The sequence below is a fragment of the Clostridium sp. D33t1_170424_F3 genome (assembly GCF_015667585.1).
In the GTDB taxonomy this organism is placed as follows: domain Bacteria; phylum Bacillota; class Clostridia; order Oscillospirales; family Acutalibacteraceae; genus Anaeromassilibacillus.
The window spans coordinates 133,437-147,576 of record NZ_JADPEG010000003.1; the positions used below are offsets into that span (position 1 = coordinate 133,437).

The following is a 14,140-nucleotide window of genomic DNA, read 5'->3' on the forward strand; positions in this document are numbered from 1 at the left end:
CAGGAAGATTAGTAAACTGGCTTGACAGGAAAAATTTACCGGAGTAAAATCATTGATATATATGGACGATAATTGATGTCCATGTGCTCGGTTTTAGGGCAAATTTACTACAAAGTGAGGTTGAGTTTATGAAAGCAGGATCCAAGGTATTATCCGTCATGATCGCCTGTTCGCTTCTGACCAGTTCCTTTGCGGGAACGGCGGCGTTCGCGGCGGCCAACCGCAATGACCCGGAGGAAGGGGCTGTCATGGGAAAACGCGTCAGTGCGTATTCTTCCCGGAAGATGGACATCTCCTACATGCTGAACGGTGCGCCGGTCACAAAGAAAGCGTTGGCGCGTGCGGCAGGCGAAGAACTCCCCGCAGCCTACAATGCCGTGGAGAGCGGCACCGTTACTCCAGAAGTTCGCAACCAGGGCGGCTGGGGCACCTGCTGGTCCTTCAGCGCCAACGGCGCAATGGCTTCCGACCTCTATGAGGACATGGGCGACGACGCGCCGGTGTTTGCGCCGATGCATCTGGCCTATTTTGCCTATCATGGCCGCTCCAATCCGAACGATCCGGCGGATAAGACCGACGGCGATACCTATCGTCCGTTCGAGTACAAAGAGTCTGACGCGGATAAGAAATTCCAGGAATACATTATGGGCGGCAATACCTTTATTGCAATGGCAACGCTTTCCAGAGGCGAAGGGCCGGTTTTGGAAGAGGATCTTCCCTATGAAGTGGGGAAACCGGAGTATGAGGATCTCGATCCGGAAATTCAGTTTAATCAGGAGTATCGTCTGGAGAGCGCCAATTACCTTCCCACCCGCGACGCCAATGGAAATTTGGATGGCGCCGCGGTAAAGAAAGCCCTGCTGGAGGGCGGCAGCCTGGGAATTTCCTATAACTCCAGAGGCTACAACTATAATGTGGATTACAATGGACAGAAGATCAAGACGCAGTTCGGCGGTATGAAGTTTGGCGACTGCAACCACGCGGTGCAGATTGTCGGCTGGGACGACAACGTGCCGAAGGAGCTGTTTACCAACTATTACGGTACGCCGGAACACGACGGCGCGTGGATTATCCGCAACAGCTGGGGTGTGGATGCCTACGGCGGCTATTTCTATATGTCCTATGACGAAGGTTCCATCACCGAGGTCATGCAGTACAATATGGACAAGTCCGGCCAGGAATACGATCATCTCTACCAGTACGACGGCACCGGCTGGTCCATGTCCGCGGGCGCGGAAGAAAAAGACGCGCCGGTCTCCATGGCGAACGTCTTTACCGCGACCAGCGATGAGACACTGAAGGCGGTTTCCTTCTATACGACAGACGCCAACGCGGAGTATTCCATTCAGGTTTACACGCAGCTGCCGACCGGCTTCTATAAGCCTACGCAGGGCGTCAAGGCCTATAAGGAACCCATCGCCGGAACGGAAGCGTATCCGGGCTATCATACGGTTGCGCTGGACGAAGACCAGTTTGTCAACCTCTCCAAGGGCGAGAAGTATGCCGTCGTCGTGACACTGGAAAACCCGCTGGGCCGGGCGTTCCCGATCGCGACCGAGATGAACGGCAACTTTGACAACGTACGTTGTGTGGCCGCGATCAACGCGCGCCAGAGCTACCTGAGCCTCGACGGCGAGGGCTGGCAGGATGTTAAAACCATTGGAAGCAACTACACGGCGATTCCGAAGAGAAACGCCGGTTCCTCCTCCGCGGAGGACCTGCAGGGTAAGCCTGGCACCAGCGGCGTCAACATTGAAGTTGCGGGCGACTTCGACGGCGACATGTGGGGCGATCTGGGCAATGTCTGCCTGAAAGCGTTCACCACAGAGGGCCAGGAAGGCTTTGACCCGGTGGAAGCGCCGAGCGTCAAGGTGAAATACAACGTCGGCGCGGACGTCAAAGTGACGGGCGACATCGACGAAACCTATGATTTCCCGGGCTATTACGAAGGCAAGGTCTACGCGGGCGATTCCGCGGTCCTGTCCTTTGTCCCCTATGCGGAAGGCAGAGAGTTTGCGGGTGTGACCGTAAACGGCGAAGCGGACGGCGACTATGAAAAGAACCTGTACACCTACCAGGTGACGGGCGGCGAAGAAGACGCCGCGCTGGACTTCTCGTTCACGATTGTCAATAAGCTGGTGCTGAATACAGCGGTCCAGTTTGCAAAGGAAGCCCAGAAGGGCGAGGAATACGCGGCGGCGATGCCGACCGTGCAGAAGCTTCTGGATGAGGCGCTTGCGGCGGGCGTTGCCGTGGCGGATTCCAAGACGGCGGACCAGCCGGCGATCGACAAGGCCTGGAAAGACCTGATTGACGTGATCCAGCTGCTGCAGTTCCGCAACGGCGACATGAAGGAGCTGGCGTTCCAGCTCGAAATGGCCGGACAGATGGATCCCGCGGAGTTCACTGAGGACAGCTGGAACGCGATGATCGCGGTGCGCGACAAGGCGCAGGAGATGTTCGACGCGAAGGATTCCCTGCAGGAAGACATCGACGCGATGGCGAAGGAACTCAAGGAAGCGATTACCAATTTGGTGCGCAAAGCAACCAAAGAATCCCTGCAGAAGTTGGTCGACGAAGCGAAGACCTATGATCTGGACAAGTATCTGGACATCGGCAAGGAGAAATTCCAGGCGGAGCTTCAGGCAGCCGACGCCCTGCTTGCGGATAAAACTGCGACCCAGAGCGATTACAATGCTATGGAGTCCCGTCTGGCGATCGCCATGGCCGCTCTGCGGAAGATTCCGGACCGCGCCGAGCTGGAAGCTCTGCTCGCGCGTTTCGCAAACACAAATGCTTCTGATTACACAGAAGAGACCTTTGCGGCGTACAGCGAAAGCGTCGCGGCCCTTACAGCGCTGATGGATAGCGGCGCGTCCAAGGAAGCGGTCACCGAGGCCTATTATGAGGCGATCGAAAAAGAAAACAATCTGGCGGCAAATCCGAATGTACCGGATTCCAAGCCCGGTAAGCCCAGCGGCGGTTCCTCCGGCGGTTCTTCCGGCGGCGGTTCCTCCTACGGCGGCGCGGGCACGGCGGTTGTCGGCGCGGGCGTCGCGCAGGCGGCAAGCGTGGTTTCCGATACAACTGTGAACTTCTCGCTGAAGAGAGGAGCGGCATACTGCTTCAAGATGACCGTCGTCAACGGCAACGGGCAGGTTCCGAGCTTCACGGTCGGCAACGGTGCGGTCCTGAAGACCCAGTTTGTGGCGCAGATTGGCAGCGATTACTACTACAGAGTGTGGGCAGTCGGCGCGCCGGGCCAGAGCACGGGCGTCTACACCGCTTTGGCGGGCAATGCGGCTGTGAAGCACTGCGCGGTGACCATTGCCTGATGTTTTTACGGGAAGCGCCTGTCAGCGATGTGACAGGTTCCCTGTGATGAAAGTTAAAATCAAATGAAACCGGGAGGGTTCTGGCCATTGGCCAGAACCCTCCCGGTATGCTGAGAAGAAAAAACAGGCGGCATCTGCCGCCTGTTTATGTTTCTTCTGTGTTTGTTTTATACTGCGACACGTCGTGGCAGCTGAGCAGGACCGCCCGGCTTCCCTCCCATGAAATATAGGTCGCGTCGGCAAGCGTCCAAAGATGCAGGATCGGATTGTAGACTTCCTCCGTATAATTGTCCCCCTCTTCCGTCAGCATTCGAATGGGACAGTTCTCGCACGGCTGGTCCCGGTGGAAATACGCTTCAAAACAGCGCATCCCCAGCTTTGCATCCGGTACCAGTTCCCGCGTCCGCCGGTTGATATACCGCATTTTATAGGTTTCGGGATCGATGACGTAAATCCAGGAATTTTGATTATCCAGTATGGTCTGCAGCAGCAGAGCCGAACGCTCGGCGCGTTCCTGCGCACGCCATTTTAACAGAAAGATGCTGAGAATTTCAGAAATGAAAACCAGCGCGTTGATCTGTTCCTTATCCCAGAAACGGTTGTTGCGGCAGTCGTCGAAGCCCACGTATCCGTAAAATACGCCGTCGTTGTAAATGGCGCTTTGCAGCATCGATTTGATGCCCTGTGCGTTCAGGATATCGAACTGCTCCGGAACCAGCGCGGCAATATCCCGGCAGTAAAAAATGCCGTCCTCGTTAAAGTTCTCCAGATAATCCGTACCCAGGTCCGCATAGGCGACCCGGTGCAGATGCTCCATTTCCGGAGAGATGCCTTCATTGCACCATTCAAAGGTGTTGCAGCAGTAGAGGTTGTCTTCCGTATTCTCAAAGATATAGGCGCGGCTGACGTCAAACCGTTTGCCGACAATTTCCAATATGGTGTTGACGGCGGCTTCTGTGTCCGTCGCCTGGTAGAGGATATGAAACACGTATTCCGACAGCTCCTGCATCGTCCGGCTTTCATTGTCGGAATCGATCTTTGCGCTGACAAAGGTGCGGATCTGGGGATACATGCCCGGGAAGCGGTGCGTTTGGTCCTCTGAATCAAAGGCGACATGGCGGTTTTTCCCCGCGTTTTTCGCTTGGTAAAGAGCCTGATCCGCCTGGTGATACAGCTCCTTGTAAACCTTTCCATCATCCGGGAAACGTGCGGAGCCAATGCTGCAGGATACCTGCTCGATGCCTGCGCCGTCTACCTGAATATGGCGGATGGCGTCGATCACCTGCGCCGCTTTTTTCTCCACAATTTCCTTGTTGTTGATGTGGCACATGTAGACGAGGAATTCATCTCCCCCGATACGCCCCACAATATCCGTCCGGCGGAACTGCGACTCGATCGCGCGGGCCGTTTCCACCAGGAAGGCGTCGCCGAACAGATGCCCCATCGCATCGTTGACGTATTTAAAGTTATCGATATCAATAATTAACAGCGCGCAATTCGCCTTCTGCTGCGCACACATTTCCAACCGTTCTTCAATCAGCTTCTGGGAAGCGCCCTTGTTGTACAGCCCGGTCAGCGGATCTCGCTGGGCGATCTCCATCAGCTTCTGTGCCTGCCGCTTCTCATCGTCGATGTCGATGATGACGCCCACCGCCTTAATGGGCCGTCCGGTTTCGTCGTACTGTGTGGTAAAGCGTGCGCGGCACCACAAATAGGAACCCTCCAGTGACTGCAGGCGGAATTCCACCTCTATGTACGGCGTACCCTTGCGCAGTGCCCGCAGCGCGTCCAGAAAATACGCGGTGTCCTCTGAAAGGATGTGGGAATCGCAGGCCAGCCGGGAGCTGACCTCCCGGGAAATCGGTACATACTGGAATTTCTTGCTCCAATTGGGGGAATAGCTGAAGGTATCCTGTACCATGTCCCATTCCAAAATAATATCGTCTGTCTGGTCAATGATGATCTGATACCGCTCCAAACTCAGCCGCAGTTCTTCTTGGATCCGTTTGCTGGTGGTGATGTCCATCAGCGTACAGCAGTAATGCACCTGTCCGTCCAGGTCCCGTATCAGCCTTCCCTGCTCCCGAACCCAGATGATCCGCCCGTCCGCCCGCGGGACCCGGTACTCTATTTCGCAGTCCGATTCCGGCTCGCGGCAGGATGTAATCTCCTTTTTAACAATGACACGGTCACGCTGATCGATCATGAGGTGGTAGCTGTTCTGGAACTTCTGTCGAATTTCCTCACAGGTATAGCCGAACATCTGCAGAAAATCGGAATTGACCTCCAGAATCTGCCAGTCCCCATCCGCCCGGCAGCGGTACATCCCGCCCGGGAATTCACTTTTGACCAGCCTGGGTGTCTCCAGATTCCCAGCAGTGGGATAACGCTGTTCTTGGTTCATTCCGCCGCCCCTTTTCGTTCCTTCCCCAATAGAAATATCCTGCCTTTACAGGGGGTGCATACATGATCTGCACTTTAGATAGATAAATTATACTGCCGAAATAAAGATAAGTCAAACACAATTACATGCGCTGGGAATAGATTTTACGTCCAATAGCAGAATATTTTCAAATGAAATAAAAGGAGCGGTAAAAAGCAGAGAAAGAATGGGTCGTCATGTAATCAATACTGTTTTTTTAGAGAAATAGAGCAGGCGTTTGTGAATAATGACAAAGATGTGCGCTGGAGTGTACGCAAGTTGCGTGGTTGAATTTAATAATACGTTGAGTTCCTTTTAAGGGAGAACAGCAAACGAATATATGCCCATCTCATAAACACTGAGGGCCCTCCCCGGCTGAATTTGCCGGAGAAGGCCCTTCGTGTTAAGCTGAAATAGCATCTTCTTATCTCTTCCAGAAGGTTCTGAAAGAGATCGTCCGGCGATAAGGGCGTTGCCGTGAGAATGCGAATGTATTTCAATCCGCAGACTCAAACGGGCCTGGCTATTTGGCGTGAAGGGGCTCCTGCAGGCCAGTAAGTTTCAATCCACAGGCCCGAATGGGCCTGACTAGCAAAAGTGACCAAAGCAATTCCCTCTGTTTGCTGTAATACTTACAGAGAATCCGAAGCTTAACGCGGATTCCTTCCTGTTCTATTTGCTTTCCTTATTTATATGCGACGTATCGAGAAATAGGATTTGCTCTCACAGGTGCGAATCCCCTCCGGGCCTTTTATGTGCGCTCACGATTCGCCCTGCCGCGTCCCGCGCGGTGCAGAATGGATACAAAGAAGGCCGCTTGTTGCAAGCGGCCTTCTCCCGTAACCATTGGGCTTTGCCAGTGCTGGGAAATCAGAAATTGCGGCTTTCCGGTTCAAAAACGGAATAGGCCTTTAGCCGACGGTTACCACACAATGCTGCTGGGCCGCTTCATCGGGACCTCCGGTCGGGACGCGCTTACAGCGAAGACCATTTTATGCAATTGTGATAACACAATGCTGCTGGGCTTTTTCACCTGCCATGGCTGTGTATACGCCGGTGCTCTGGCCCGGTGCGCCGACGGCCCAGACTCTGTAATAGTAGTCGTTGCCGATCTTCGCCACAAACTGCGTCTTGAGCACATTGCCGTTGCCCACAGTGAAGCTCGGAGCCGCACTGCTGCCGTTGACGACCGTCATCTTGAAGCAGTAGGCGCTGCCTCTCTTCAGGGTGAAGTTCATCGTCGTGTCGGAACGCACGGACTTCCGGCCCATCACGTTCTGTGCCGCGCTGATGACCGGGTTCGCCGTTACAACCGCTGTGCCTTCGCCGGAAACATTGCCAGCCGGCTTCTTGCTGCCGCTGTTGGACGGCTTGTTGCTGGGCTTATTATCAGGCTTCACAGGTGTTTCCGGCTTGTCTGCCGGAACCAGTCCGTCATATGCCTGCTCCGCGGTGGTGTAGACCGCCGCGATTTCCGCCGGGGTCGCCGCGTCGTTGTGGTAGACGTCCAGCGCGTTGTTCAGCGCCGCGCGCAGGATCGCGTAGCTTGCTTCTGTATAGTCCGCCGGATTGAGCGCTTCATAGGTATCGATCAGGTCTTTCAGCGCTTCTCTGTCCGGGATCATCCGCATGTTCTGGATCGCCTTGTACAGCGCCTCCGCCAGTTCGTCCACCTGCTTCTGGGTCGCGTCAGCGTTTTCCAAAAGGGCTTCCGCCTGCGGGAGAATCTCATTGAACTTATCCTTCTCAGCGCCGTCCAGATACTGATCGATCCTTGTGGCAATCTCCTGTGCCTGCTCCACGAAGGATTCCAGCGTTTCCGTGTTTGCCTTGAACGTCAGGCGCAGGATGGCGTCGTACAGGTCCTTCGTTGCTTTTTCAACGACTGCCTTCAGCGTCTCGCCCTCGTCGTTGTAGACTTCCTGCGCATAGGCCAGCGCTTCCGCGTAGCCTTCCTGGCTCTTCGGGGTGAAGTTATCCAGGTCGAGCTGCGCCGCATAGTCAAGCCAGTATTTCAGCTCGTCCTTCGTGCCTTCCTCAAAGGAGAGGTAATGCATCGCGTCGAGCAGTTCCTTCCAGGCTTCATTCACTTCGTCCTGGGTGGCCTTATCGCTTTCAAAGACCTTCTGTGCGTTGTCACGTGCCGCAAGGAACTTCGTGCGGACGGATTCAACCAGTTTGTCGAGCTGTTCGTCGGTGACTTCGTTCGCCTTCTCCAGCAGGGTTTCCAGCACGTCCTTGTTCACGGTGGTGAAGGTGAAGCGCAGGACAGTGTTTTCGTTCGGCATGGTGAAGGTGTAGGTGCAGCCGTCGGCCTCAAACGGGATGTCCTCGCCGTTGAGCTGCGCGCTTGCAAACGGGCCGTTCGCCGGGGTGAACGTCAGGGTGAGTTCCTCGCCCGCCATGACCTTCGCGCCGTAGATGCCGTTGCCGTCGAGAATCACTTCCGCTTCTCCCGTGATCTCCAGCGCCGCGTTTCCGCCGTACTGGACGTTCAGAACGTGCGCCTTCAGCGGCTCGGTGCCCTTCGGCTCCAGAACGACTGTGACGTTGACCGGCTCCGAGGGCATGGTGAAGGTGTACACCTCGCCCGCCTTGACTGTCTGGATGACAATGAGATTTCCACTCAAGGCCATGGATACCGAAAGGGACTTGAACTGCTTGCCCTCCTCGATGTCGGAGACGGCAACCGTGACCGTTTCGCCCGCCGTGGCCGCGGCTTTGTCGGTTGTGACGGTTGCTTCGCCGCCTTCCACATGCTTACTGATTGCGTAAATGGTACCTGTTTCTTCATTCTTGAAGAGTTTCAGATCGGCCCAGTCGGCGTGGTCGTTGCCGTTGCTCTCGACCATGTCCGCGTGGAGACGGATTTCATCCACACCGGAGATGTCGACGGAGAACTTCTTCTGTACGGCGCCAACCTTCATCACACCGCTTTCAAAGGCGGGTGTGTTGCTGCCGTCCAGGAAGATCTGGAAGTTGATCGACGCGTTATTGTTGTGGGACTGCGAGCGGTCGACGCCCACAAAGCCCTCAAAGAGGTCGAACGCGCCGTCCAGATGGTAGACAATGTCGGAGGTTGCATGGGTGCCGATGCCCTTGTCGTACTGGACCTCCTCGCCGTTTTCACCCATCAGGGTCAGCTTGCCTTCGCCGGCGTGGGAGTCCTTGCTGGGCTGGTAGCCGTCCCAGCCGGTCGTGGCGGAGGTCCAGTCGAGATCGCTCATGTAGGTGAACTGCGCCACGGTGAAGTGGATGGTATAGACCCACGCGTCCGCTTCGTCCGCGTTTGCGGGGATGACCTTGATGGTCGCGGTTCCGGGCAGGGAATACGCCTGGGTGATTTCCGCTTTGCTCTCCGTGTCGCTGACCACAACGTCCACCTGCGGGATGCGGGTGGTGTCGGTGATCATCACATCGTAGTTTTTCTGGTTCTGATCAAACCCTGCGATCGGGGTTCCGTCCACGGAAATGGATTCCACCAGCTTATCGGTGATGCCGCTCTTGCTGTTCTGCATCATGTCGCCGACGTTCTTTTCCGCGATCGGGCTGAACCGGAAGCTGTAGTTATAATCCTTGTTCGGGCGGATGGTAACATACTCTTCCGCTTTGGCGCCCCAGCTCTGCTGGCCGCCGAGGCCGGAGGTAAGCTGATTGATCTTGAGATAGATGTCGTCCTCCTGCACGAGCTGGTACGGATGCTTCTTGCTTGCCAGGTCGTTCTGCTCAAAGTAGGAGGCGTTTGTCTCCAGGACCTCGCCGTCCGCCGCGCTGACCATAAAGCCCTTGCCGGCCTCGTTGGTCAGGGCAATCCAGCGCACGTCGCTGCGATTGCCGTGTTCCTGCGGCTCCACGTAGTGGACGAACTGGTCCATGACGGTGGATTCATAGACGCCGATGTCGTACGCGTCCTGACGGTCGCGGTAGTTCTCCTCGGGGCCTCTGCCGTAGTAGGTGATCTGGTCGTAGTCGCCCTTGATCTTCATCAGGGTGCCGACTTCCGGAATCTCGGACAGGCTGGAGGAACCGGGATGCAGCGTCTGGTCAAACACGACTTCGCCGTTGCCGTACACGGTGATCACCGCCTGATAGGTGGACTGCGTGGAGGTGGGCAGAGTGGCGTTCACGGTGAAGCTGACGCCCTTTGTCTCCGCCACGGGTGCGACCTGCACGCCGGTCACGGTGCGGTTCTTGCCCGCGTTTTTCCAGGTTGCGGTGCGGCTGACAAAGCCGTTTTCACGGTCGTTGTCGACCGGAGCCTTAAAGTAGTTCGGCGCGGGGCCGTCCACCAGGTACTCATCGCCCTGGAACTGGTAGGAGGTCAGGGTGCCCTGCGTCTTGTCGAACACGGCGTTGAAATCGCCGCCGGTGATCGTCACGGTGTCGCCGTCCTCGGTATAGGTGAGGTCCGGCAGGCTGGCCAGCGATTTGTTGGCGTGCCTGGGCGCGTCGATATCCAGCTTGAACTGCTGCTTGGCGACCTCAAAGCCTGCGTCCGCCCAGGTGGTTTTGTTCTTGAGCGTCGCGCTGAAGTTGAGCCAGTATTCCGCGCCGGGGGCCGGATCGGTCACGGCGGGGAAGTTTTCGATGGTGTAATCCTGCTCGCTCAGCGGGTTGACGACGACGTTAAAGTCGCCCTTGGCGATCTCTTTTTCGTCCTGCATGAGCGTCCAGTGGAAGTCGTAATCCTCTGTGGTGGTGAACAGGAATTCGTTGACAATGCGGACCACGCCGTTTTCCACGTCGGTATCCTTGAAGTTGATTTCCTGCTGCACCTGCTTGACCTGCGCCAAAGCCGGATGCGGGATGCGGTCGACGGAGACGACGCCGTTCGCAAGGAAGTTGTCGTCGTGGACCGTCTCGCCCCAGTCTCCGCCGTAGGCGTAGTATTTGCCGGGAGCCGCGACCGGGCCGGTCGCCTCGATCGGGTCGCCCGCGCGCATCTGCTCAAAGCCGATCCACAGGCGGGTGTTCGCATCGGACGGTTTGCGGCTGGCGCTGTTGAACTCGTCCAGCGTCAGGGCCTTGTCGTACACGCGCACGTCGTCGATCAGGCCGGTAAAGGCCCGGCCGCTTTCCTGCGTGCAGGCGCCGATGGAGAACGGATGGCTGGAGCCGGGCACGATGGTCTGGCCGTCCAGGACCGTCTCCGCGACCTGCTCGCCGTTCAGGTAGAGCCTGAGGCTCGCGCCGTCGTAGACGCCCGCCACGTGCTGCCACTTGTTGATCCATCCCTCGTCGGTCAGATCCGCGGCAACGCTGACATACTGGTCGTAATTGCTGTTCTTTTTGGTTTCGTCATAGATGAAGAATTCCAGCTTCTTGCCGTTGGTCTTCAATGCAAACTGGTTGTCGCCCTTGCCCATGATGGTCTTATGGCCGGAGAGGGCTTCCGGTTTTACCCAGGCTTCCAGGGTCAGCGGCGTTGTGCCGGTGATGTCCAGGTCGTCCGCGCTTTCCAGTGTCATGGAGCCGCGCAGCGCCTTGTCGCCGGAGGTTGCGCCGGGTTTGCTCTCCGTGCCGTCCGGGACGGACACGGCGTTTGCCGCATCCTTCGGCGCGATGGTGCTGCCGGAGCGCAGGGTTCCGTTGTAGCCGTAGCCGCCCTTGTCGACGACCTGCGTGGGGGTGACGCCCTCTTCGTCGTCAAAGTCGGCCCAGAAGAACACGCGGTACTGGTCGCCCGGCTCCATATCGGCCTCGTCGATCGCGGCCGGGGTGAGCGCCTCTTTGAAGATGCGTACGGAGTCGATTGCGCCGTTGAAGACACCGCGGTCCGGATACTGGCTGTTAACGCCGATGGAGAATTTCTGGCTGCTCTGGTCCATGGCGGTGGAGCCGCTGTAGCTGCCCTGCAGCGCGCCGTCGATGTAGATGTTGATGGAAGTGGGCTTCGCCGCGCTTTCATCATAGTTGTAGGAGACCGTCACGCGGTGCTCCCTGCCGAACCAGTCGGCGGGCGCGGGAGCGTTGACCTCTTCCCAGTTCTTGCCGAAGTAGAACTGGACAAGCTCCTCGCCGGTTTTGGTCTTGATGTGCTGCAGTGCATACTGCTGGTCGCCCTTGCCGACGATGTAGTTGAATACGCGGTCGGAAGCGTTGTCGTAGCCCGCGGGCTTTTCCGGGGTAAGCGTCACGTCGATGGTGAAGGTCTTGCCGACCACCACGCCGTCCGCCATATCGGTGTTGCCGGTGTAGAAGTTCAGGTACGGGGTGCTGTCAAAGATCGCGCCGCCGCGCAGCACGTTGTTGACAATCGGGGTGGTGCTGACGCGCTCCAGCGTGCCGGTGTAGGAGTTGCGCAGGTTGGAGGCTTCGTCCAGCAGGCCGGTGCTCTCCGTGGAGGTCGGCAGGTCCCAAACCGGGGTCTGATCCGCCCAGTCCCACATAAAGCCGCCCTGTGCCTGAGGCTCTACGCGGAAGATGTCCCAATACTTTTTGTAGTAGCCGGTGCTGTTGCCCATGGCATGCGCGTATTCGGACATAATATACGGCTTGATGTTGCTGCCGTTGCAGTAGCTGGTTACGCTGCTGTAGGCCGGGTACTGCACGCTCATGATGTCGGTCCAGCGGTTGTCGCGCTCGTACTTGATCGGGCGGCCGTCGTCGCGCTCCTTGGTCCACTCGCTCATCAGCTTGAAGGCGTTGCCGTTGGCGGGCGTCCACTCCTCGCTGGCCTCATTGCCCAGGGACCAGATGACGACGGAGGGGAAGTTCTTGTCGCGCTCCACCATGTTGATCATGCGGTCGAGCGTCGGCGCGCGCCATTCCTCGATGTTGGACGGGAAGTTGCCGCGCACGTCGTGGGACTCGTCGTTCGCCTCGTCGCAGATATAGATGCCGTACTCGTCGCACAGGTCGTAGAAATTCGGGTCGTTCGGATAGTGCGAGGTGCGGATGGCGTTGACGTTGCTCTGCTTCATCAGCTTGATGTCTTCCTCCAGGAAGTCGCGCGGCAGGTAGCGGCCGTACTCCGGATGCACCTCATGGCGGTTGAAGCCGCGCAGCATGATGCGCTCGCCGTTGATGGTAATCATCTGCTTGTTGCCGTAATCCTTGCCGTTGTACACGCCGATCTTTTTCAGCTCGATCTGGCGGAAGCCCACGCGCTGGCCGATGTTCTCGACAACATTGCCGTCCGCGTCCACCAGCTGGAGCAGCAGATTATAAAGGTAGGGATCTTCCGCAGACCACTTGTGCGGATTGTCGATCACCAGGTTTTTACTGATCTTGACTTCGTCCTCGCCCGCCGGGATCGCGTCCACGGGGAGGGAGACGTCGTCGAATACCACCTTGCCGTCCGCGTCCAGCAGTTTCGCCCTGACAGAGTAGCCTTCTGCGGAAACGCCGTCGTGTGTGCGCACGTCGACTTCCATGCTGAGGTTCATGTCGGTGTAGGTATCGTCCGTAAAGGTAGTGCGCACAAAGTAGTCGCGCATCTCCACCTTGTCCTTGGAGTACAGCTCCACGTCGCGGAAGATACCGGACAGGCGGATGTAGTCCGCGTCCTCCAGCCAGGTGCCGTCGCACCAGCGGTAAACGCGCAGGGCCATGGTGTTTTCCCCGGCCTTCAGGTACGGGGTGATGTTGAAGTCATGCATGGTAAAGCTGTCTTCGGAATAGCCCACGTACTGCCCGTTAATATACAGGTAGATGCAGGATTCCACGCCCTGGAAGGAGGCGAAGACCTCGCGGCCATCCCAGCTTTCGGGCAGGGTGAAGGTCTTTTTGTAGTGGCCGACCGGGTTGTACACCGTCGGGGCGAGGGCGGTCTGCCAGTCGCCGCGCGGTTCATAGTTGGTCCAGGGGTATTTGATGTTGGTGTAGATGGGCACGTCGTACCCTTCCATCTGCCAGCTGCGCGGGACGGTGATGTTGTCCCAGCTTTCGGTGTCGTAGTCGTCGTTCTGGAAGTCCATGATTGCGTCGGCGGGCTTGTCCACCAGCTTGAACTTCCAGTCGTCCCCGTTCAGGAGCATGTAGTAGTCGGACGCTTCGCGGTCGCGCGCCAGCGCTTTTTCTTCCGTGTCGTACGGGATGAAATAGCTGCGCTGTGGCTCGCGGTTTTCCTCGTAGACCTTGGTCACGGAAAACCGGCTGTCGCCCTCCACCGGTTTGGTGGCGTTGTACCAGTATTCCCCGTCAAAGGCGGGGTCCGCCGGGGTGCGCGCGCTGCCGGTATCGGCCAGCGCCTGGGTGAGTCCCGTGCCCGTCAGCGCCATGACCAGCGCCAGGAGCACTGCTAATGCTTTCTTTCGTTTCATAGGTTCCTCCTTTTCTTTCCTTCCCCATCGCAATGTATGGGACATTGCCGCAATTAATCCAAAAATTTGCGGCGTTTACAAATTTATCCTATCATAATAGCCAAATGTTTTCAACCTTT

General features: G+C 57.3%; 3 protein-coding genes. 1 reads left to right on the forward strand and 2 read right to left on the reverse strand.

Annotated features, from left to right (window positions below):
- Window positions 1-128: 128 nt before the first annotated feature.
- Window positions 129-3,335 (forward strand): lectin like domain-containing protein, encoded by a 3,207-nt coding sequence (locus I4V53_RS03115; RefSeq protein WP_195983935.1) that lies wholly within the window; start codon window positions 129-131, stop codon window positions 3,333-3,335.
- A 145-nt stretch (window positions 3,336-3,480) separates the two neighbouring features.
- On the opposite strand, the gene I4V53_RS03120 is transcribed toward I4V53_RS03115, so the two are convergent.
- Both I4V53_RS03120 and I4V53_RS03125 read right to left on the reverse strand, forming a co-directional pair.
- A complete protein-coding gene (locus I4V53_RS03120; protein WP_195983936.1) occupies window positions 3,481-5,739 on the reverse strand; it encodes a sensor domain-containing diguanylate cyclase in 2,259 nt (752 codons plus the stop codon).
- A gap of 1,010 nt (window positions 5,740-6,749) precedes the next feature.
- Window positions 6,750-14,021 (reverse strand): glycoside hydrolase family 2 TIM barrel-domain containing protein, encoded by a 7,272-nt coding sequence (locus I4V53_RS03125; protein WP_195983937.1) that lies wholly within the window; start codon window positions 14,019-14,021, stop codon window positions 6,750-6,752.
- Between the last annotated feature and the right edge of the window lie 119 nt (window positions 14,022-14,140).